We start from the raw sequence: 24,158 nt of genomic DNA, 5'->3' as shown, positions 1-24,158 counted from the left end.
TATAAGAGAAATGAATAATGATAAAAATCATTGTTAGTAGAATAAATTATTCGTTTCTTTGTATTATTAAGAATGATTATAAACAACAACCATAATGATTAAAACAGATATACTTATAATTGGAGCAGGACCAACAGGTTTATTTGCCGTTTTCGAGGCAGGATTGTTAAAATTAAAATGCCACATTTTAGATGCACTTCCACAAGCAGGAGGACAGCTGTCAGAGTTATATCCAAAGAAACCAATTTACGATATTCCGGGATTCCCAGAAGTATTAGCAGGAGATTTAATTGATGGTTTGCAAGAGCAAATCAAACAATTTGAGCCAGGCTTCACTTTAGGAGAACGTGCAGAAACAATCGAAAAACAAGAAGACGGTTCTTTCATCGTAACTTCAAATAAGGGAACTAAATTTCATGCACCAGTTATCGCAATTGCTGGAGGTTTAGGAAGTTTTGAGCCGCGTAAACCACTTATTGAAGATATTGAGTTTTATGAAAATAAAGGAGTAAAATACTTCATCAAAAATCCAGAGAAATTCAGAGACAAAAGAGTTGTTATTGCAGGAGGAGGAGATTCAGCTTTAGACTGGAGTATCTTCTTGGCAAACGTAGCTTCAGAAGTAACTTTAATTCACAGAAGAAATGAATTTAGAGGTGCTTTAGATTCTGTAGAAAAAGTACAGGAATTAAAAACAGCTGGAAAAATTAAATTAATTACACCAGCAGAAGTTATCGGAATCAACGGTGCTGAGCATGTTGAATCATTAGATATAGAAGAAAACGGAGCACACCGTAAAATTGATTGTGACTATTTCATTCCACTTTTTGGATTAACACCAAAATTAGGTCCAATTGGAGACTGGGGATTAGAAATCGAAAAAAATGCCATTAAAGTAAACAATGCATTAGATTATCAAACTAACATTCCTGGAATCTTTGCTATTGGAGACGTAAACACATATCCAGGAAAATTAAAGTTAATCCTTTGTGGTTTCCACGAAGCAACTTTAATGTGTCAAGCTGCATACCAAATCATCAATCCAGGTAAAAAATACGTATTGAAATATACAACAGTTTCTGGTGTAGACGGTTTCGACGGAACTCGTAAAGAAGCTCCAAAAGCAGTTGTTAAAGCGATTGTTTAATCTGAGGTGCTGAGGTTCTAAGGGACTAAGATGCTAAGGTTTTTTATATACAAAGCTCAAACTTTTAGTTTGGGCTTTTTTTAATAATCCCAGAGAGATGAAATATTTATAGAAAAAAAATATCCGTTTGCAAAAGAGCTCCAGTGGAGCGAAATAATATGTCGCTCCGCTGGAGCTTTTATGTTGTGATGATTGTTTTTCTATAAATATTATGCTCCTCTGGAGCTAAATCGCGTAAAAGATAAAACCTTAGCATCTTAGTCCCTTAGAACCTCAGAACCTTAGAAAAAAAACATTTGCAAATCGAAACCCTATTTCATACCTTTGCACTGTTCTTAAAATTATTGTCAGTTATCACGAAAGGCGGAGGGATAGACCCGATGAAACCTTAGCAACCCTTTATCATAAAGAAGGTGCTAAATTCTACTTTATACGACATTTTCCAGTATTAAAGATAGATAACACAAATACATACTCGTATTTCTCAAAACTTTTCTCGATAACATATAATATTTACTGAAACAGATTCTGTATCAGGAGCGAATCATTGGCGCATTTTTGCAGTCAATAGTTCCCGCTTTCGCCTATATCTCTCCATTTCATTGCGAGAATACCGGCTCAATCGGGGCTAATGAGCTAGCACTAGTGCACTTTTGGAATTAATGTGAAAAAAATATCGAAGGTTAAACTTCACAATCATAATAAAAAACTTAGCATCTTAGAACCTTAGCGTCTTAGAAGCTAAAACAAAAGAATATGGCAATTACGATACAAGAAGCAATAAAAAAAATATCCTAATCCTTGACGGAGCAATGGGAACAATGTTGCAGCGCTATAATTTCTCAGAAGAAGATTTTAGAGGAGAGCGTTTCAAAGATTTCCCGCATCCATTAAAAGGAAATAACGATTTACTATCCCTAACACAACCACAAGCGATTCGCGATGTGCACGCCGCTTATTACGAAGCTGGTGCTGACATTGTAGAAACCAATACTTTCTCAGGAACGACAATCGGTATGGCCGATTATCACATGGAAGATTTGGTTTACGAGTTAAACTACGAATCGGCAAAAATCGCAAGACAAGTAGCCGACGAGTTTACCGCAAAAAATCCAGAAAAACCACGTTTCGTAGCCGGTTCAATCGGGCCAACAAATAGAACGGCAAGTATGTCACCAGACGTAAACGATCCGGGTTACAGAGCCGTAACGTTTGACGATTTACGAATTGCCTACAAACAACAAGCTGAAGCTTTAATGGACGGTGGCTGTGATTTACTTTTGGTAGAAACCATTTTCGATACATTAAATGCAAAAGCAGCACTTTTTGCAATCGAAGAAGTAAAAGAAGAACGTAATATTGATATTCCGATCATGGTTTCAGGAACAATTACCGATGCTTCAGGGAGGACACTTTCTGGACAGACAGTTGAAGCGTTTTTGATTTCCGTTTCGCATATTCCGTTATTAAGTGTAGGATTCAATTGTGCACTTGGAGCCGATTTGTTGAAACCGTATTTAAAAACATTATCACAGCATACACAATTTAATGTTTCAGCACATCCAAATGCAGGATTGCCAAATGCATTCGGACAATACGATGAAACACCAGAACAAACTCAGGCTTTCATTAAAGAATATTTAGACGATAATTTGATTAATATCATCGGAGGTTGTTGTGGAACAACTCCAGATCATATTAGATTAATGGCTGAAGTTGCGAAGGATTATAAGCCTAGAGTTGCGCCGGTTCTTGAATAAATTGCCAAATTAATTTTGCTTTTGAAATTAAAAATGATAAAAGTAACGTTGGAAAGTAAAACAAATCAATGGAAAACTTTTCTGTTCTTCGGAGTAGTTAGTTTTATAATCTACCAAATATATTTTGGTCAAAAAAATGATTATAGAAAATCTTTCAAAGGAGAAACGATTGCATTAGTAACTATAAATGAAGGTACAGAAAGACACAAAGTTGTAAGATATTATTTTTATACAGATCGAAAGATTTTGGGAAAGATTGGAAACAGGACCCGTCAAAATAATTTGTATAAAGAGATAAATAAGTTTTATAAAGTAAAATACGATTTGAATAAACCTGAAGAGAATGAAATTTTCTTAGAAGAGGAATTAAAACCTGATTCTTTAGCAATCGTTAAAGCGGGTTTTGTCAAAACTAAATATTATGAATATGATGATGGTGCAACGGGTAAATATTTAGAAAAATCAAAATGGAAATAAATGTATTATAAGAATGAATTTATGATAAATCGTCTTATGAAACCGAATCTGCGTGAGGGATAGAAGTGAAAAACCCGCAGACCAATGTAGTGAAACGGAATTGGTCAAGGACTTGTAACGGATAGCCCGGCCGAAGGACACACCCAAATTAAAATATTGAAAACGAATATACCTACAAGGTTTTAAAAACCTCGTAGGAAAGAAAATAGAATAAAAAACTTAGAACCTTAGAATCTCAGGATCTTAGTAACTTAGAAAGAAATGACAGAAAAAAGAAGAGACCTTGTATTATCAGGATTAGAACCATTGATTATTACGCCCGAAAGTGTTTTCGTGAATGTTGGTGAGCGTACGAATGTAACAGGTTCAAGAAAATTCCTAAGATTAATCAAGGAAGAGAAATATGACGAGGCGCTTGATATTGCAAGACAACAGGTAGAAGGAGGAGCACAAATCATCGATATTAATATGGATGAAGGAATGCTTGACGGCGTTACTGCAATGACTAAATTTTTGAATTTAATTGCTGCAGAACCAGACATTTCGAGAGTCCCGATTATGATCGACAGTTCGAAATGGGAAATCATTGAAGCAGGTTTAAAAGTAGTACAAGGAAAAAGCGTTGTAAACTCGATTTCGTTAAAAGAAGGCGAAGAAGCCTTTATTCATCACGCACGACTAATCAAACGTTACGGAGCGGCGGCCATTATCATGGCTTTTGACGAAGTAGGTCAGGCCGATAATTACGATCGTAGAGTCGAGATTTGTCAGCGTTCGTATGATGTTTTGGTAAACAAAGTAGGGTTTCCTCCGCAGGATATTATTTTCGATTTGAATATTTTCCCAGTTGCAACTGGAATGGAAGAGCATCGCTTAAACGCTTTGGATTTCTTTAGAGGAACAAAATGGGTTCGTGAAAACCTTCCGCACGCACATATTAGTGGTGGAGTAAGTAACGTTTCGTTTTCTTTTAGAGGAAATGATACGGTTCGTGAAGCCATGCACTCGGTGTTTTTATACCACGCGATTAAAAACGGAATGACGATGGGAATCGTAAATCCGGAGATGTTGACGATTTACGATGATATTCCGAAAGATTTATTAGAACACGTTGAAGACGTAATTTTAGATAGACGCGATGATGCGACAGAACGACTTTTAGATTTTGCAGAAAATGTAAAAGGCGAAGCAAAGAGCGATGAAAAAGTAGTTCAGGAATGGCGTTTTGGAACGGTTCAGGAACGAATTACACATTCATTAGTAAAAGGAATCGATGCTTTTATTGAAGAAGATGTTGAAGAAGCTCGTTTGGCTGCGACAAAACCAATTGAAGTTATCGAAATCAATTTGATGACGGGAATGAATGTTGTTGGAGATTTATTCGGAAGCGGAAAAATGTTCTTGCCTCAAGTTGTAAAATCGGCACGTGTAATGAAAAAAGCGGTAGCTTATTTACTGCCATTTATCGAAGCGAGCAAACAAGCCGGAGACAAACAAGGAAACGGAAAAATCCTGATGGCAACTGTAAAGGGCGACGTTCACGATATTGGTAAAAACATCGTTTCGGTAGTTTTGGCTTGTAACAATTATGAGATTGTAGATCTTGGTGTTATGGTGCCTCCGGAAAAAATTATTGCAGCAGCGATCGAACACGAAGTTGATATCATCGGATTAAGCGGACTGATCACGCCTTCGCTTGACGAAATGGTTTATTTGGCCAAAGAATTAGACAAACAAGGAATTAAAATCCCGATTATGATTGGTGGAGCAACCACTTCGCGCGCGCATACCGCCGTGAAAATCGCGCCTCAATACAGAGAAACTGTAATTCACGTAAACGATGCTTCGAGAGCCGTTACCGTTGCAGGAAATCTGTTAGATCATAACCGAAAAATATATGCGGCAGATATTCGTGCAGAATACGATTCGTTTAGAGAAACATTTTTAAATCGTTCAAGAGATAAGAATTTCTTAACTATTGAAGATGCGCGTAAAAATAAATTACCATTGGATTGGTCGGAATATACACCAACTAAACCAAAAGTAATTGGCAAACAAATTGTCGAAGTTGAATTGGATGTTTTGGTTCCGTATATCGACTGGACGCCGTTTTTTCAGACTTGGGAATTGTACGGAAAATATCCGGCAATTTTAACTGATGAGGTTGTGGGTGAACAAGCTACTTCTGTTTTTGCAGATGCTCAGGCGATGCTGAAAGTAATTCTAGAAGAGAAAAAACTTAAAGCAAAAGGTATTTACGGAATTTTCCCTGCAAATCAGGTTGATGACGACGATATCGAATTGCGTGATGAAAACGGAAAAGTTCTGGAGAAATTCTTAACGCTTCGTCAGCAATCACAAAAAACAAAAGGCGCTCCAAACATTGCTTTGGCCGATTTTATTCTGCCAAAAGAAAGCGGAATCGAAGATTATATGGGAGCTTTCTGCGTAACAACTGGTTTTGGTGTAGATGAATGGGCTGCCGAATATGAGAAGAACTTAGACGATTACAATTCAATTATGGTTAAGGCATTAGCCGATCGTTTTGCTGAGGCTTTCGCTGAATATCTTCACGAAAAAGTGCGTAAAGATTTCTGGGGTTATGATAGTGACGAATCTTTAACCAACGAAGAATTGATTAAAGAAAATTATAAAGGAATTCGTCCTGCTCCAGGTTATCCAGCTTGTCCAGATCACTTGGAAAAACCAACGATTTGGAAACTTTTAAATGTAGCTGAAGAAATTGGAGTTACCTTGACAGAAAGTATGGCGATGTGGCCGGCTTCATCGGTTTCAGGATATTATTTCGGAAATCCGAAAAGTCGATATTTCGGACTCGGAAAAATAAAAGAAGATCAGGTGGTAGATTACGCCAAACGACGTAATGTTCCAACTGATTACGCCATGAAATGGTTAAATCCTAATATAGCAGATTAAAATATAGTCATAAAGTCAAAAGTCATAAAGTCTCAAAGAATGTGACTTTCGACTTTCGACATTCAGACTTTAAACTAAAAGATTGATTTAAGTTTTTGATTTCAGATTTTTTACACAAACGATTCAAAAACATAATCATAACTCATAACTTAAGAAATGAAAGTAACAGAGCATATAGAAAACGCCAAAGGAAATACATTATTCTCATTTGAACTTATTCCGCCTCAAAAAGGAAAAAGTATTCAGGAATTATACGATAATATTGATCCGTTGATGGAGTTTAAACCGCCGTTTATTGACGTAACAACTTCGCGTGAAGAATATATTTACATAGACAAGGGCAACGGACTTTTAGATAAAAAACTGACTCGTATGCGTCCAGGGACGCTTGGAATTTGCGCTTCTATAAAACATAAATACAACGTAGACACCGTTCCACATTTACTTTGCGGCGGATTTACACAGGAAGAAACAGAATATATGCTGGTTGATTGTCAGTATTTAGGAATTAATAATGTGATGGCGCTTCGTGGCGACGCTATGAAAGATGAACAATCTTTTGTGCCAAAAGCTGGTGGAAATCATTTTGCGATTGATTTGGTTAAACAAATTAATGATTTGAATTGTGGAAAATATCTTCATGAAGTGATGGATATTGATAACAAGGCCGATTTCTGTATAGGTGTTGCAGGTTATCCTGAAAAACATTTAGAATCACCATCATTACAATCTGACTTAAAAAGATTTAAAGAAAAAGTAGATGCAGGAGCAGATTATGTGGTAACACAAATGTTTTTTGACAATTCGAAATATTTTGCTTTTGTAGAAAAAGCAAGAGAAATAGGTATTACAATCCCAATTATTCCAGGAATTAAACCAATTGCGGTACAAAGACATTTGCAAATTCTGCCTCAAATTTTCAGAATTGATTTACCTGAAGATTTAATCGATGCAGTTTATAAATGCAAAAATAACGCTGAAATCAAGCAAGTCGGAATCGAATGGGCGATTCAGCAGTCACTTGAATTAAAAGCTGCCGGAGTTCCTGTTTTACACTATTATTCAATGGGCAAATCAGAGAATATTCGTCAGATCGCGAGTCAGGTTTTTTAAAAGTTTTCGACTCAAACTTGTCATTTCGACGAAGGAGAAATCTCCGCAAGTAACTCCACAAAGAGAATCCAATCTTTATAGAGCTTCTAGTGCGATTCCTCGTTCCTCGGAATGACAAAAATGGCATAAAATTGGAATTCAGACGATAACGAATTCTCGAAGGATTTTGTTTAATTTAGAAGTTTAAAATTTTCGTGTAATGAAACAAGAAGAACTACAAGCCATAGCCTCTCAGTTAAAACTTCCAACAGGAGAAAAAGGAATCGAAATGGGAAATATGATGAACGAAACGAACATCAATATGACACGCCATTCGATTCAAAATTTGAATGTATCAAACGAAAACAAAATTCTAGAATTGGGTCACGGAAATGCAGGACATGTTGAATTTCTGTTTGAACAAGCCAAAAATTTAAAATACTACGGACTGGAAATGTCGGAATTGATGTTTCAGGAAGCGCGCCAAATTAATCGAAATTTTGTTTCTCAAAAACAAGCTTTCTTTTCGCTTTATGACGGAAATAAAATTCCGTTTGAAAATGATTTTTTTGATAAAATATTTACGGTAAATACGATTTATTTTTGGCAAAAGCCGGAAGAATTATTAGCAGAGATTTACAGAGTACTAAAGCCGAATGGGAATTTCTGCTTAACATTTGCGGAAGAAGATTTCATGAAGCAGCTTCCATTTACTCAATTTGAATTCGAATTATACAGTACTGAAAAAGCACAAGAATTAATTAAGAAATCGCCTTTTAAAATCGTCTATACAGAAACCCAAACCGAAAAAGTAAAAAGCAAAACAGGAGAATTAGTCGACAGAGCTTTTACTACGATTGTTCTGGAGAAATAGATTTTTTTACCACAGATTAAAAAGATTAGAAAAGGATTTTTTAATCTGTGTTAATCCTTTAATCTGTGGCAAAAAAAAATCTTCGCAGTTTTTTGAGTACTTTCATTACGTTATTATTTAATCTTTCTGAATTATAATCCTTAAAATTTTATGGAAGTTAAGAAAATCAATTTTTTACAGAGTTACAGCAGCATACTTTTGCTTCTTGGCGGGATTATTATAGGAAGTATTTTAGGATTGGTATTTGGAGAAAAAGTTCTGATAATAAAACCGATTGGCGATATATTTCTGAATTTACTTTTTACGGCAATTATCCCGCTTATCTTTTTTACGATTGGTTCTTCAATTGCCAATTTAGAAAAAACAGAGAAACTTGGAAAGCTGTTTGTTATAATGATATTGGTTTTTCTCGCGACAATTCTTATTTCTGGCATTGTAATGATCTGTGCCGTTTACCTTTTTCCAATTCATCAGGATATTGCTATTACCAAAGTTCCGTTTGAAAACATTCAATCCGGATCAGCTGGAGATCAAATCGCAAAGCTGCTTACAGCAAATGATTTCTTCGAGTTATTGTCACGAAAAAGCATGCTGGCGCTTATTATATTCTCCTTTTTAATCGGCTTTGCCACATTACAATCTGGTGAAAAAGGAAATGCTTTCAAAAGTTTTCTGGATTCAGGAAACGAGGTAATGAAGCAGCTTTTGAATATTATAATGAAATTTGCCCCAATTGGTTTAGGAGCTTATTTTGCTTATCAAGTCGGTATTTTTGGACCGCAGTTGTTTGGAGTTTATGCAAAACCTATGGCTGTTTATTATGCCGCCTGCATTTTTTATTTCTTTGTATTTTTTAGTTTATATGCACTTGTTGCCGGCGGAAAAAGAGCTTTCAAAGTTTTTTGGAGCAATAATGTAACCGCTTCATTAACGGCAGTTGGAACTTGCAGCAGTATTGCAACGATTCCGGCAAATCTCGATGCGGCACAAAAAATGGGAATTCCAGCACATGTTCGTAATTTGGTGATTCCGCTTGGAGCACCTTTGCATAAAGATGGTTCGAGTATGTCATCTATTTTAAAAATAACCTTTTTGTTTGCCATGTTTGGAAAAGATTTTACAGAACCTTCAACTATACTTTTGGCACTTGGAATTACAATTATTGTTTCGATTGTCGAAGGCGGAATTCCAAACGGAGGTTATATAGGAGAAGTTTTAGCCATCACCGTTTATGGTTTTCCAATGGAACAGGCGTTGCCAGTTGCCATGATTCTGGGAACTCTGGTTGATCCAATTGCTACTTTACTAAATGCAAACGGCGACGTAATTTGTTCTATGATGGTTTCCAGATTTTCAGAAAAGACCAAATGGTAGCTTTTTAAGTACGTTTTACATTTTCACATTAAATATTAATTAACCTGTTTTCTACTGAAAAATCAGTATGAAAATCAATACTATATAATATGAATTCAATACTGCAGCATGATCTAAAAAATTTCGAAGTTATCTTAGAAAAAGCAAAACAACAAGGAATTGATTTCTTGAATAATCTTGAGAATATTCCAACTTCTAGCAAAAATAAAGTGGATACAAACCGTGCTTTAAACGAATTAGGTTTGGGTTCTGAAGAAGCTTTAATAGAATTTAATGAAAGATTGGTTCCTTTATTAGTCTCTTCGCCAGGCCCGCGTTATTGGGGTTTTGTAACTGGAGGATCAACTCCTGCTTCAATTGTAGGCGATTGGCTGTCGTCGATTTACGATCAGAATACACAGGCAGTCGCGGCACAAGGCGGAAATTCAGCTTTAATAGAATTTGAAACCATTCATTTATTACTTCAATTACTAGAACTTCCTGATACATTCATGGGCGGATTTGTTACTGGAGCAACAATGTCAAATTTTACTTGTTTAGGAGTAGCGAGACAATGGTTTGGAAAACAATTGGGTAAAGATTTTGCTAAGAATGGAATTTCGGAGACGATCAATATATTGACCGCAATGCCGCATTCGTCTTCTTTAAAAACATTATCAATGTTAGGAATTGGAAGTCAGAATTATACAGTTGTAAAAACAAGTGAAGGTAACCGTGAAGCAATTGATATTGATGATTTAGAAACAAAAATAAAAGAATTAAATGGGAAACCTTTTATCTTAATTTCTAGTGCAGGAACGGTAAATACAGCTGATTTTGATGATTTTAAGGAGATTTCAGCTCTTAAATCGAAATACAATTTTTGGTGGCATATTGATGCAGCTTTTGGCGGTTTCGCTGCAGTTTCAGAGAAATATAAGCATTATGTAGAAGGCTGGCAGGGTGCAGACAGTATTGCTGTTGATTGCCATAAATGGTTGAATGTTCCTTATGAAAGTGCATTTTATTTGGTAAAAAAAGAGCATATTAATCTACAAATTGAAACGTTTCAAAATTCGAATGCACCTTATTTAGGAAACCCGCTTGAAAATTTTAATTATTTAAATGTTCTTCCAGAAAACTCACGTCGTTTAAGAGCTTTGCCAGTTTGGTTTTCTTTAGTGGCTTACGGAAAAGAAGGATTTTGTGATATTATTGAAAAAAGTGCTTTACTTGCGCTGCATTTTGGAAATGAGCTTATTGAAGACAGCCGCTTTGAACTTCTTGCTCCAATTCGTTTAAATAATGTTTGTTTTACTTTAAAAGGAGATGAAAATCAAGATAAAGTTGCTCAATTCTTAACGCGGCTAAATGATACAGGAAAAGTATTTATGACGCCAACTGTTTATCAAAATAAAAAAGGCATTAGAGCTTCATTTGTAAATTGGAGAACCGCCGAAGAAGATATTAAAATTGTAATAGAAGAAATGAAAAATATAATTTCAGATTTGGATTTATAAGTCCTAAAATAGAATTTTTAAAGCCCGTTTATGTATTAAGCGGGCTTTTTTTATGCGTTAAATTTTGTTTTTCCTTAAAAAAGTGTTCTATAATTTAACTTTTATGATTGAAAATATTAATCAAATCTTAAGCTAAAGTTAATTATTGATTAAGGAACGCTGTTTTTTTTATTGATTTTTAAGTTTAAAAGTTAATTATTATTCTTATTTAGAATAATTAAAAATAGTTTGGAAAAACTATTGAAAGAGGCTAAGTTTGTTGTCAATTTAATTTTCAAACCATATTTATCTGATGCAAATAAGTAGATTATTACTCTTGATCACGATTATTTTCACCTCACTTCAAGGGTACTCACAAAAAAACAAAGTAAACTTAACCGGAGTTATTTTAACAAATCAAGGCAAGCCAGCTGAAGGCGTTTCGGTAGCACTAAAAGGAACCGCTTACGCAACATTAACTAATACTAAAGGAGAATATAAAATTAATGCCGAAAGTGGAGACTATATTTTATTGATTACTCATGTTGGTTTTAAAACTACAGAAGCGGCAGTTTCGCTTAAACAAGGCGGCAAACCAACTCAGAATATAACAATGGAGGAAGATATGGCAGCTTTAAACGAAGTTGCTGTAAAGGGAAAGTCGAAAGTACAGCGCGCCCGAGAGCAGGCATACAACATTACTTCTGTCGATCTTAAAAAAACATACAATACAACTGCCGATTTAAATCAGGTTTTAAATAAAACTACAGGAGTACGTATTCGTGAATATGGAGGATTAGGATCTGCGTTCAACTTTTCATTAAATGGTTTCTCAGGAAATCAAGTTAAGTTTTTTCTTGACGGAGTGCCTATGGATAGTTATGGTTCATCACTTACCTTAAATAATATTCCGGTAAATATGGCTGAAAGAATTGATGTTTACAAAGGTGTTGTTCCTGTAGAATTGGGTGCAGACGCTTTGGGAGGCGCAGTAAATATTATTACAAATAAAAACGTAAACCGCTACATCGATGCTTCTTACAGTTATGGTTCTTTTAATACTCATAGAGCGGCTGTAAACACTAGATTTTCTGGTAAAGATGGGTTTATTGCTAATATTAATGCTTTTGCAAATTACTCAGATAACGATTATAAAGTAGATGTAAGTGTAGTTGATAAAAACACCTCGAAGTTTTTGCCAGAACAAAAATACAAACACTTTCACGACGGTTACAAGTCAGGAACTATAATGGCTGAGGCAGGATTTAAGAACAAAAGTTTTGCGGATTATTTGCTTGTTGGTTTTGCGATGTCTGGCAATAAAAAGGAAATTCAGCAGGGAAGATCAATGCAAAAAGTGGTTGGACAGGCATTTACAGACAGTGAAAGTTTTATTACTTCTTTAAAATATAAAAAAGACAATCTGTTTACTAAAGGATTATCGCTAAATGTAAACAGTACGTACGCTTTGGTAAACAACAGATCTGTAGATACATCGTCAAGAGTGTATGATTGGACAGGGAATTATGTATACAGACAATTTGCAGGAAACAGCGATAAAGGAGAACTGGGAAACAAGAGTATTTATGTTTATGATGAAGAAAATGCCCAGCTTACAACTAATTTAAAATACCAAGTGAGCGAGCAGCATTCGCTGGCTGTAAATTATTCTTATTTAGGTTATAAACGTAAAGAAACAGATGAATATTTAACAGTAATTGAGCTTGGTGAACCAACAATTAATAAAAACATTTTAGGATTGGGGTATAACTTCAGCGGTTTAGATAATCGATTGGCTATTTCTGCTTTTGGAAAAATGTTTGATTTAGAAACCAAAATGATTTCTGGCGGAATAACGCAATCAACGACATCGACTAATTATGGTTATGGCACTACTACAGCTTATCATTTATCGGATAAATTACAAATAAAAGGATCTTATGAGCATGCATATCGTTTGCCGGCTGCAATCGAAATGCTTGGAGATGGTTTAACTGTAAACAGCAATATTGGCTTAAAACCAGAGAGCAGTGACAACGCAAATTTGGGACTTGCTTTTATTCTTCAAAAAGAAAAAAATCACTTTAATGCTGAAACCAGTTTAATATACAGAGAAGCAAAAGATTTTATTAGAGAAAGACAAGATGGAGATAAAACAGTATTTGAAAACTTGCAAAATGTACAAGTATCAGGTATTGATGGAGTTCTTCGATACGGTTACACCGATTTACTTACGTTCGAGGTAAATGCAACATACCAAAAAAGCCTTAACAAAAACAAATACAAAACAGGAACAACAAGTCCTGATGCATTGTATGATGCACAATTACCAAACGTTCCCATTTTTTATGGAAATGCTGATTTGACTTTTAATTTTAAAAATGTCAAATATCAAGGAGACAAGCTTTCTTTGAATGTAAGCGCAAATTATATCGATGCTTTTTATCTGACTTGGCCGGTTTTAGGAGAGTTAGAAACTAAAAAAGCTATTCCTGAACAATTTACCCAGAATGCAATGGTTGCCTATTCATTTTTGAAAGGAAAATACAATCTCGCATTCGAATGTAGAAATATTACTGATGTTAAGGTTTACGACTACTTTAAAGTTCAAAAGCCAGGACGTGCTTTTGCCGTTAAGTTCAGATATTTTCTTCAGTAATTAAATTTTAATAATAACCCTTAATAATTATAATCATGTTAGTAAACAAATTCGCAAAATGCTTTGCATTGGGCTTTCTGTCATTATCTATTTTTTCATGCAGCAGCGATGATTCATCTTCAAAAGAAGAGTCAACGGTAAATGGTGCAAAATACGTTGCATCATATTGGTTAGACGATTACACACAATATATATTAGATTTTAACTCTACAGATCAATTAATGACTGGCGAAATCAGCGCTAAAGGAGTTGGAATTGAGCAAGAAGGAAGCTGTTTCCCAGTACAAAATACTTTTTTTGCATTGAGTACAGGAGATGAAGGATCAGTTTCATTTCACCTTAACAACGCAGGGAAATTAGTTCCAGGCGGAAAATTAGCTTTCGAATCGTCTTACGCTGTAGGTTATACTGATGATAAAAAAATGATCAATATTGGCGCTACGTGGGACGGAAGTTCATCTGATTATGAACTTATGATTTACAACCCGACAACGGTTTCAATCGATGGTCGTAAGTTTAATGACTTTAGTGTAACTCCTGGAAATAAAAACATATTATATTGGCCAACTGGAGCTGCAGTTTCTGGCGACAAACTTTTTGTTCCGGTTTATACTAAAGATGTAAGCGAGAAGAAAAATGTAGTATTATCTTCAGATGCGGTTGTAAGAGTTTACAAATACCCTTCTTTAGAATATGTTACAACAATAAAAGATACTAGAACAACTGCAATTGGAATGTATTACACTAATACAGGAATTGTACAAACTGAATCTGGAGATATCTATACTTTTTCATCTAATGCACGTGCAGGAGGTTATCCAGTTACAGCTGCAGCTTCAGGAGTTTTACGTATTAAAAAAGGAGATGCTAAATTTGATCCAGGATATTTCTTTGATCTTGAAGCAAGTACTATTAAAGGAAAAGTTTTAGCAGCATATCCATTAGGCGGAGAGAAAGTTTTTATCTCTTATATTCCTGCTTCTCTTGATCCAGAAAAATCAGTTTACAGTTTCTTAAGCACACAAACCATATTCAAGTCGGCAATTCTTGACTTATCAGCAAAAACTGTTTTAGCGGTTACAGGATTACCTGATCATGGCGGTGATGAGTTTTTTGGAGTTGGAAGTTTATTTGTTGAAAACGGAAAAGCTTACAAAAGTTTCGTAACTGGTAATGAAGCTCGTGTTTATCAAATTGATATTGCAACAGGTAATGCAAAAGCTGGAGCTCTTATTAAAGAAGGTCTTTATTTACCAACAATTGGTAAACTTACTTTCTAAATTCTAATCTATTATAGATGGCTTGAAGTATCTTAAAAGATGCTCAAGCCATTTTTTTCTTTTTATTAAATTATAATTTCAATGACTGCTATTAAAAGCCGAACGGGTAAACCGCCCAATAAAGGAAAATCACGTTTTAGTAAAATTAATGCCTGGCTGCATTTATGGCTGGGTCTTGCTTCAGGAATAATTGTGTTCATAATGGCAATTACAGGTTGCATTCTAGTTTTTGAACACGAAATAAAAGAGTTGACTTCACCATACTTAAATGTTGAAGCGCAAAGCCCGGAAAAACTGCTGCCGCCTTCAAAAATTTACGCCGCAGTTCAAAAAGTATTACCAAATAAAGAAATTCATGGAGTGTGGTATAATGGTTTAGATAAATCAGTTAAAGTTGATATTGAATCAGATTCGTTGATTTATGTAAATCCGTATAACGGCAAAATTACCGGAATGGTCGATCACGAAGATTTTTTTCATATTATCGATGAAGGGCATCGAAATCTTTGGTTAGAGCGTGAAATAGGAGCACAAATAACGGCTTGGGCAACTTTCATTTTTTTCTTTTTATTGATAAGCGGACTTATACTTTGGTTTCCAAAAAAATGGAATAAAACAACGGTTAACAACAGTTTTAAAATAAAATGGAGCGCCAAACTCAAACGTTTAAATTATGACTTGCATAACGTTATGGGATTTTATGTCGTCATTTTGGCTTTACTAATTTCTTTTACAGGATTATTAATGAGCTTTCACTGGCTGCGCGAAAGTACCTATTGGATAAGCGGCGGCTGGGCTGATGAAAAGGACAAAAAAGAACAAATTGTTTCGGTTAAAAATGATACAATATCTAAACAGCAAATTGATAAACTGGCTGGAGCCGATTTTATCTGGAAAAAGGTACGAACGGAAATTGCTAAGGAAAATAAAGAAGCTGTTATCATTCATTTTCCTGATGAACCCAAAGACGATTATTATGCTTGCACAGATATGTATAAAGGAATTTGGAGGGATTTATATTTTGATTCTAAAACATTAGAACTGCTTCCAAAATCTGAAAAATACATTAGTGACGAACGTTTCTCAGATTGGTTAATGAGATCAAATTACAGTCTGCATATTGGCGCAATAGGCGGATTGACTACAAAGATTATTTATTTTACAGCAAGTTTAATATGTGCAAGTCTTCCTATTACAGGTTTTTACATTTGGTGGGGAAGAAAGAAAAAACAAAAAAAATAACATTGAATACTTTTTAAGTTTCTATTTGTTTGGTTAGTTGGTTGAAAGTCTTTTGCAAGAAATAATATTCTGCAAGAGACTTTTTTTTGTTTTTAGATAAAGAAAATAAACAATCATATTATGAGGCTGAGCGAAGTCGAAGCCCCGCTAAGTGATTTAGCATACGTAAGCTTCGACTTTGCTCGGCCTGACAACTCTGACTTCGTTCGGCCTTATAAAGGTGTGATTATTTACTGCTTTTGCATAATATCCTTATAGACAAAAAGAGCCTGCTTTTAGCAGGCTCCTCTCATTCAAAAAAAAATAAAAAACAAAAACAAATTCAAGGGATCTTAAATTCTATAAGTAAAAGATAATGTCGCAATGCGGTTATCTAGATCGTATCGTTTATTAATAGCAGTCTGTCCAACTGTTGAGTTAATGTAAAAATTGTTAGTATTAAAAATATCTGTAACATTTAGTTTTATACTGCCTTTGTTTGCTAAAACCTGCTTTGAAACCCCAATGCTGAAATCAAAAAAGCCATCACGCTGATAAACGCCAAGGTTCGATTTTGATTGATACTGAGCGTTAGCTTCAGCTTTAAGACTTTCTGTTATTGTGAATGAATTCTGTATACTTAAGTTTAGCGTAACAATTGGATCTATCGTATCAGAGTTTACAATGTTGCCCATAAATCTATTTTCGAAAATATTGAAAAGAGTGTTTATAGACCAAAACTTGTAAAGTTCGGCTGTATGAGTAATGTTTGCCCCATAATTATAAGATTTTGATACATTTATCTGAGAAGTAACCGTTGTGTTAGTACTCGGATCATAAGTATAAACTTCTGTAAAAACATCCTTAGTGCTGTTGAAATACAACGAAGACATGAAATTGCTTTTCCAAGCATATCCAATTTCAGCAGCATGTGTAATTTCAGGAACTAAATTTGGATTTCCTTGAGAATAGTTAAATGAATCATCATAAAAACGAAACGGATTCAAGTCAAATTGGCTCGGTCTGTTTATTCTTTTACTATAAGAAGCATGAACAGAATGATTGCTTGTAAGTTCATATTTTAAAGAAAGACTCGGAAACCATTTTAAATAATCGTCTTTGTGCTCCTCGTTTAAAGTTCTTTGCAAAATATTGATTGCCGTATATTCAGAACGTAAACCACCTTGAATATTTAAATCTCCAATTTGATGTTTATAATTGGCGTACGCAGCATAAATTTGTTCTTTGTACTCAAAATGATTGGTCGAATTAAGATCAATTATCCATTGGTTATTGTCATTATATTCATAAACCGATGGATTATCATTGTTTTTTAAGCTCGCTTTAAAACCCCATTCAATAGATTGTTTCTCTTTTAATGGATTTGTAAAATCTACTTTTCCTGTAAAAACTTTTAATTGTGACGGAATAAAACCTCTTCGATCGTTAATATCGGCTGGGTTTGAAGGATCTATATTTTGTGCACTCTGAAATTGATTTGATCTAAATTTTGAAGTTTCATATTCAAAGTCAAAAGACATATTTTTTCCTTCCGTATTAAACTTATGAACTCCAGAGAACGCATAGGTGTAATCATTCCATTTTTCTTTACTGTCATTGTATGTTGAAGCATCAAAAAGCAGTTGATTTTGGGCGTTACTCAAAGAGTTTCGACCGTTGGCCATATTTTCATAACGCCCCAATTTAGCATCAACATAAAACTCTAAATTCGTTTTAGGAGAAACTTCATAAGTAGTTCCAATTTTAAAGTTATTTGAAGTAAGCGGTTCGTCTGTGGTTGAGGTTTGATGATTTTTAGTATCAATTTGCTGACGCGTTATGTCTGTATATTGCGTTTGGTTAAATTCCTTGCGTTCCTCTTCACCTCTAAAAGTGTAACTGTAATTACCATAAACACCAAATTTGTCCTTATTATAACTTAAATTAACTCCAGAATTAGTTCTGTTTTTTCGTCCACGGCCATAACTTGCAAACGCAGTTCCTTTAATTCCTGAAGCACTTGGTTTTTTTAGAATAATATTTATAATTCCGGCTTTTCCTGCCGCGTCATATTTAGAAGAAGGATTCGTTATAACTTCAATTTGTTTAATATTTGAAGAAGTGGTTGATTTTAAATAATTAGCTAATTCTTTTTGAGAAAGCTGTGTTAGTTTACCATTAATCATAACGGCAACACCCTGTTGTCCTCGAATAGACAAATCGCCGTCCTGCGAAACTACTACTCCAGGAGCGCGAGATAAAACGTCCAGCGCTGTACCGCCTTCAGATACAATGCTGTTTTCAACATTAAAAACCAGACGATCTGATTTTTGAGTATATAAAACTTTCTTTTTTGTAATTACAATTTCATCTAAAACATTGATAGATGTTTCAACTAGACTGTCTTTTTCTTTTTCTGTCTGTGAATAAGAGTATACTGAAAACGCGAGCATAATAGAGGTTAAAATGTTCTTCATGTCGTTTTGTGCTTTTATAAATGAGTTTTTTTAATGTAAAACAATTTGTTCGATTTTATCTGAAAGTAGCTTCGTGAAGCGTTCAACATAATTATAAAAGGAATAAAAAAGAGACATTATGAAGTGAAATAAATGTGGCATTTGTGCAGTATTATTGAGATTGATCCTGCAAATATAACACTATTTATATCAAGTCTAAATAAAAATAATTCAAATTTGACTCTTTTAATTGTAAACCATTGATAACGAGAGAACATGAATTAGGTTTCAATGTTGTTTTTGCGCTTCAGAACGCGTAAATAATGGAATTGGAGCAGCTTTATTGCTTTTTTTGAAGATTTAATAAAATAAAAAACCAGTTTATTCTTTTACAGAATAAACTGGTTTTGTTGGATAAGCTGAAACTGAAATCCGAGATCGAAAACTACTTGGTAATTTCTCTAAATACAGCTTCTAAATTTTTATTTTTTTGATTTAATTGCAGTGTTTTTAAGCCGTTTTCATTGGCAAAATCAAAAATGGCAGGACGCATATCTTTTTCAGTAACAAAAGTAAGTTCCCACGTCATGTCATGCGTATTTTTATAAGAAGCAATATTTTCAAGTCTTGCTAAAAGCTGCCCTTCAACCTGATAATCAAACTCAACCTCAATAACTTGCTCTTTATTTGCAGCAACCAAATGATCTAATTTGTTGTCAGCAACAATATTTCCTTTGTCAATAATTATGACACGATCACAAATAGCTTCAACCTCTTGCATGATATGAGTTGATAAAAAAACAGTTTTATCTTTACCCACATTTTTGATTACATTTCGTATTTCCATTAACTGGTTAGGATCTAGACCAGTAGTTGGTTCATCTAAAATTAAAACATCAGGATTATGCAGTAAAGCATTGGCAAGTCCCACACGCTGGCGGTATCCTTTTGATAATTGTCCTATTTTTTTATGGCTTTCGGTTGACAGTCCTGTCAGTTGAATTACTTCTTCGATTCTTGATTTTGGAACCTGATAAACATCGGCATTAAAAGCCAAATACTCACGAACATACAAATCTAAATACAATGGATTGTGTTCTGGTAAATATCCTATGGAACGCTGCACTGCTTTTGCATTCGTCATGACATCGTGACCGTTTACAAGGGCTGAGCCGTCGTCGGCAAGCAAATAAGTAGTCAAAATTTTCATTAAAGTAGATTTTCCTGCACCATTTGGGCCAAGAAAACCAACGATTTCTCCTTTTTGAATAGAGAATGAAATTTCGTTCAGTGCTTTTTGAGTTCCGTAACTTTTTGATATGTTGTTAACTTCGATCGACATAGACTTTTTATTTGCTACAAAAGTAAACAGAAATAATCTTGATTGCTAAAATTTGTCTTTTAAAGAAACCATAAAATAAATAAAACCCAATAGATTCACGGCATTGTTGTTGTTAAAGCAATGCTAAATTAAAATAAACCCAAATCATGAAAAAATTTTTATTGATAGCCGCTTTGGCTGTCTGCACTTTTGCAACTGCACAAAAAAAAGGATCCATTTTAGTAATGGGAAGTATTGAGTATAATTCTCAAAACGTTTCAAATTCTGGATCAGAAGACAAAACTAATTCTTTTACTTTTTCGCCTAAAGTAGGTTATCAATTTCACCAAAACTGGACAGCGGGTATCGAAGCTGGAGTTGGTACTGCTAAAAGAGAGTTTAGTAATAATACAGAGAGCAAATTAAATAATTTCTCTTTAGGAGGTTTTTTACGTTACTCAAAACCATTGAACCAAACTTTCTCTGCTTATGCTGATTTAGGAGTTGGATACCAAAGCAGAAAAACAACAAACACTGTTGGACCAATATCAACAATAAATGAAGGTGACGGTTTTTATGTTGGAGTTACACCGGCAATTTTCATTAATGTTAACAAAGGATTTGGATTAAACTTCAATATTGGAGGTTTAGGGTACAATACTTTAAATTATGACGGAAATAATGGAAATGGAGACAATGTTAAAAACTTCAATTTCACTTTCGGAAAAGCATTTTCTGTGGGAATTTCAAAGAATTTCTAATCTGAAATATATATTCAATTTCGAGAAAAGCATCCGCCGCGGCGGATGCTTTTTTGTTTAAATATAAATGCCAGCAAAAGTGAAACCGAAACGAATCATAACTAAATTCGGTCTCACTTGCTGGCATAAAAAACAAAAATATATTCTAGGTAAAACTATTACACAACAGGATTTTCAACGGCAGCTCTCATTTCCTGAGCAGCAGCAACCATTTCGATCAAAGCTTTTTTAGTTTCATCCCAATGACGAGTTTTTAAACCGCAATCTGGATTTACCCAAAGCTGATCTACTGGAATTACAGCCGAAGCTTTTTCTAACAAACGAACCATTTCTGTGCTTGAAGGCACACGAGGAGAGTGAATATCGTAAACTCCAGGTCCAATTTCGTTTGGATATTTAAAGTTGGCAAAAGCATCCAAAAGTTCCATTTGCGAACGAGAACATTCAATTGTAATAACATCGGCATCCATATCAGCAATGTTTTGAATAATGTCGTTGAATTCGCTGTAACACATGTGCGTATGGATTTGTGTATCATCGTTTACACCGCTTGCCGAAATTCTAAATGCTTTTACAGCCCAGTCTAAATAGTTAGCCCATTCTTCTTTTCTTAAAGGCAGACCTTCTCGAATTGCAGGCTCATCGATTTGAATAATTTTGATTCCTGCTTTCTCTAAATCTACAACTTCATCACGAATTGCTAATGCGATTTGTGTGCACGTTTCAGAACGAGGCTGATCGTTACGAACAAAAGACCATTGTAAAATTGTTACAGGACCTGTAAGCATTCCTTTTACCCATTTTGAAGTTAAGGACTGCGCATATTTCGACCATTTTACCGTCATAGGAGTTGGTCTTGAAACGTCACCATAAATAACTGGCGGTTTTACGCAGCGGCTTCCGTAACTTTGAACCCAGCCATTTTTTGTAAACGTAAATCCAGCTAATTGTTCTCCAAAATATTCCACCATATCATTACGTTCGAATTCTCCGTGAACTAGAACATCAATTCCAGTTTCTTCCTGAAAACGAATTGTAGCTTCAGTTTCTTTTTCGATTAAATCGTTGTATTGTTCAGTCGTTAATTCTCCTTTTTTGAATTTTGCTCTCCAGCTTCTCACTTCAGCTGTCTGAGGGAAAGATCCAATTGTGGTTGTTGGAAATAATGGCAGATTTAAAGCTTCAATCTGACTTTTTCTTCTTGCAGCAAATATACTTTTACGTTTATCATCGGAAGCTGTAATTCCGGCAACACGGTTTTTAACTTCGTTATTATGAATTAATTTTGAAGTTTTACGATTGTCGTTTGCAATTTCATTTTGCTCAAAATCAATTGAATTTTTAGTATCAACTTCGTTTGAAGCAAATTGTTTTAAAAGTACAATCTCGCTGATTTTTTGTTTTGCAAAAGCCAGCCATTGTTTAATTTCTGGTGTAAGAGTTTGATCGTTTGTTTCTAGATCTAGATCGCACGGGCTATGAATTAAAGAACAAGACGGCGCCACTAAAATTCTATTTTCGCCTAAAGCATCAGTTGCTTTTTTGATTAATTCTAATGATTTTTTGAAGTCATTTTTCCAAATATTTCTTCCGTCAACAACTCCTAAGGAAAGATTTACATTTGTATTTAATTTTCCAGATTCTAAAATATCATCTAATTGAAGAGGACAACGAACTAAATCTAAATGGAAAGTATCAACTGGTAAAGCCAGAGCGGTTTCTAAATTTTCTCCAAAACAGTCAAAATAATTCGCTAAAATGATTTTAAGTTTTGGAAAACGAATGTTGATTTCGTTATACACTTTTGTGAAAGTGTTTCTTTCTTTATCAGTTAAATTTAAAGCTAAGAAAGGTTCGTCAAGCTGAATATATACTGCGTTTTCTGCTTGTAATTTTTCGAAAATTTCGAAATAAACAGGAAGTAATTTATCAATAAGGTCAATTCGGTGAAAACCTTCTTCTTTTTCTTTTCCTAAAAGCAAATACGAAATTGGTCCAATTAAAACTGGTTTTGTGGCAACTCCTAAAGCATTAGCTTCTTTAAATTCGTTGATTACTTTTTCTGAAAACAATTCGAATTTTTGGTTTTTTGTAAACTCGGGAACAATATAATGATAGTTCGTGTCAAACCATTTTGTCATTTCCATTGCAACAACATCCTGACCATCTTTTTGTGCGCCTCTTGCCATTGCAAAATACAAATCTAAAGAAGAATTTGTTTTAGCTAATTCATGATAACGTTCTGGAATTGCTCCAACAGTCAAGGTTAAATCTAAAACCTGATCGTAAAAAGAAAAATCATTAGACGGAATTAAATCAACTCCGGCTTCAGCTTGTAAATGCCAATTTTGAATTCGAATTTCTTTTCCTGCGTCGATAAGTTCGTCTGCCGAAATTTTTCCTGCCCAATACAGTTCGCTGGCTTTTTTGAGCTCTCTGTTGCTCCCAATTCTTGGATAACCTAAATTATTTGTTTTCATTTTGATTTCAGTATTTTTTACTGAGCAAATTTATTGTATTAGATTTTATAACTTATATTTGAAGATTATTTCAGTAAAATGCGTTTTAGAAATGTAATTTTAAAGATTTTATTACTGTGAATATCTTTTAAACAAACTTTCAGCCGTAAAAAAAACTATGGAAAATCTAGACAAAACCGATTTGCTTATCTTAAAGCACCTTCAGGAGAACTCAAATATCAACACAAAAGATCTTGCGAGTAAATTATTCTTAACAGTTACTCCAGTTTATGAACGTATAAAACGATTAGAAAGAGATGGTTTTATAACTAAATATGTAGCGTTGTTAGACAAGCAAAAAATGAATCGAGGCATGACGGTTTTTTGCAACGTTCGTTTAAAAGAACACGCTAAAAATGTGGGTAGCAATTTTGTGAAAGACATTGTGGCGCTCCCGGAAATTATTGAATGTTACAACATTGCCGGCGATTATGATTTTATGTTGAAAATTCTAGTGAAAGATATGGCTAGTTATCAGGATTTTGTAATGAACAAATTATCAACCATTGAAAACATCGGAAATACGAATAGTATTTTTGTAATGGGCGAAATCAAACATAGTACGGCATTGGAGTTTTAGAGTTTTTTTTTGCCGCGAATTTCGCGAATTAACACAAATCATTGAACTTAAATTAATTGGTGGAAATTCGCGAAATTCGTGGCAAACAAAGGATTTAATCTTTTAAATCAAAATAATTGGCAGCCTATTTTTATTCAATATTATCCTAAAATAAAATGTATTTTTGAAATCTTAAATCATCAATTTAGATCAAAAATCTAAAATCGTTAATCTACAATCTAA

Annotated in this window: 16 protein-coding genes and 1 riboswitch; of the genes, 13 read left to right on the top strand and 3 right to left on the bottom strand. The window is 34.3% G+C overall.

Annotation, left to right across the window (positions count from 1 at the left end; all coding sequences use genetic code 11):
• Window positions 1–94: 94 nt before the first annotated feature.
• From BOW57_RS04475 to BOW57_RS04425, 11 genes are all read left to right on the top strand, one after another.
• A complete protein-coding gene (locus BOW57_RS04475; protein ID WP_129053181.1) occupies window positions 95–1,147 on the top strand; it encodes an NAD(P)/FAD-dependent oxidoreductase in 1,053 nt (350 codons plus the stop codon).
• 348 nt (window positions 1,148–1,495) lie between these two features.
• A riboswitch (SAM riboswitch) is annotated at window positions 1,496–1,612 on the top strand.
• Between the two features lie 347 nt (window positions 1,613–1,959).
• Complete coding sequence (locus tag BOW57_RS04470; RefSeq protein WP_241687378.1) at window positions 1,960–2,907, top strand: homocysteine S-methyltransferase family protein; 948 nt, start codon at window positions 1,960–1,962, stop codon at window positions 2,905–2,907.
• 33 nt (window positions 2,908–2,940) lie between these two features.
• The gene (locus BOW57_RS04465) at window positions 2,941–3,384 is read left to right on the top strand and encodes a hypothetical protein (protein WP_129053179.1); all 444 of its coding nucleotides are present in this window, start codon (window positions 2,941–2,943) and stop codon (window positions 3,382–3,384) included.
• Window positions 3,385–3,645: 261 nt separating this feature from the next.
• Window positions 3,646–6,321: a methionine synthase gene (gene metH / locus BOW57_RS04460; RefSeq protein ID WP_129053178.1), complete on the top strand. Its 2,676-nt coding sequence runs from the start codon at window positions 3,646–3,648 to the stop codon at window positions 6,319–6,321.
• Window positions 6,322–6,477: 156 nt separating this feature from the next.
• On the top strand, window positions 6,478–7,434 hold the full coding sequence (gene metF, locus BOW57_RS04455; RefSeq protein WP_129053177.1) for a methylenetetrahydrofolate reductase [NAD(P)H]: 957 nt from the start codon (window positions 6,478–6,480) through the stop codon (window positions 7,432–7,434).
• 199 nt (window positions 7,435–7,633) lie between these two features.
• On the top strand, window positions 7,634–8,287 hold the full coding sequence (locus BOW57_RS04450; protein WP_129053176.1) for a class I SAM-dependent methyltransferase: 654 nt from the start codon (window positions 7,634–7,636) through the stop codon (window positions 8,285–8,287).
• 150 nt (window positions 8,288–8,437) lie between these two features.
• Window positions 8,438–9,661, top strand: coding sequence for a dicarboxylate/amino acid:cation symporter (locus tag BOW57_RS04445; protein ID WP_129053175.1), 1,224 nt, complete (start codon window positions 8,438–8,440; stop codon window positions 9,659–9,661).
• Between the two features lie 89 nt (window positions 9,662–9,750).
• Window positions 9,751–11,160 (top strand): pyridoxal-dependent decarboxylase, encoded by a 1,410-nt coding sequence (locus tag BOW57_RS04440; RefSeq protein WP_129053174.1) that lies wholly within the window; start codon window positions 9,751–9,753, stop codon window positions 11,158–11,160.
• Between the two features lie 292 nt (window positions 11,161–11,452).
• The gene (locus tag BOW57_RS04435; protein WP_129053173.1) at window positions 11,453–13,798 is read left to right on the top strand and encodes a TonB-dependent receptor; all 2,346 of its coding nucleotides are present in this window, start codon (window positions 11,453–11,455) and stop codon (window positions 13,796–13,798) included.
• A gap of 35 nt (window positions 13,799–13,833) precedes the next feature.
• Window positions 13,834–15,078 (top strand): DUF4374 domain-containing protein, encoded by a 1,245-nt coding sequence (locus BOW57_RS04430; protein WP_129053172.1) that lies wholly within the window; start codon window positions 13,834–13,836, stop codon window positions 15,076–15,078.
• An 81-nt stretch (window positions 15,079–15,159) separates the two neighbouring features.
• Window positions 15,160–16,320 (top strand): PepSY domain-containing protein, encoded by a 1,161-nt coding sequence (locus tag BOW57_RS04425; RefSeq protein WP_129053171.1) that lies wholly within the window; start codon window positions 15,160–15,162, stop codon window positions 16,318–16,320.
• Between the two features lie 332 nt (window positions 16,321–16,652).
• Here BOW57_RS04425 and BOW57_RS04420 read toward each other — a convergent pair whose 3' ends face one another.
• Complete coding sequence (locus BOW57_RS04420) at window positions 16,653–18,776, bottom strand: TonB-dependent receptor domain-containing protein (protein ID WP_129053170.1); 2,124 nt, start codon at window positions 18,774–18,776, stop codon at window positions 16,653–16,655.
• A 424-nt stretch (window positions 18,777–19,200) separates the two neighbouring features.
• A complete protein-coding gene (gldA, locus tag BOW57_RS04415; RefSeq protein ID WP_129053169.1) occupies window positions 19,201–20,097 on the bottom strand; it encodes a gliding motility-associated ABC transporter ATP-binding subunit GldA in 897 nt (298 codons plus the stop codon).
• 146 nt (window positions 20,098–20,243) lie between these two features.
• On the opposite strand from gldA, the gene BOW57_RS04410 reads away from it, so the two are divergent.
• A complete protein-coding gene (locus BOW57_RS04410) occupies window positions 20,244–20,837 on the top strand; it encodes an outer membrane beta-barrel protein (protein WP_129053168.1) in 594 nt (197 codons plus the stop codon).
• A 158-nt stretch (window positions 20,838–20,995) separates the two neighbouring features.
• Here BOW57_RS04410 and metE read toward each other — a convergent pair whose 3' ends face one another.
• Window positions 20,996–23,317 carry a 5-methyltetrahydropteroyltriglutamate--homocysteine S-methyltransferase gene (gene metE / locus BOW57_RS04405; RefSeq protein WP_129053167.1) on the bottom strand — a complete coding sequence of 774 codons (2,322 nt, stop codon included), beginning with the start codon at window positions 23,315–23,317 and terminating at the stop codon, window positions 20,996–20,998.
• Between the two features lie 157 nt (window positions 23,318–23,474).
• On the opposite strand from metE, the gene BOW57_RS04400 reads away from it, so the two are divergent.
• On the top strand, window positions 23,475–23,936 hold the full coding sequence (locus BOW57_RS04400) for an Lrp/AsnC family transcriptional regulator (RefSeq protein ID WP_129053166.1): 462 nt from the start codon (window positions 23,475–23,477) through the stop codon (window positions 23,934–23,936).
• Window positions 23,937–24,158 lie beyond the last annotated feature (222 nt).

The organism is Flavobacterium sp. YO64 (assembly GCF_004119505.1).
GTDB classification, from domain to species: Bacteria; Bacteroidota; Bacteroidia; order Flavobacteriales; family Flavobacteriaceae; genus Flavobacterium; species Flavobacterium oncorhynchi.
This window is presented reverse-complemented; position numbering and strand designations above follow the sequence as displayed.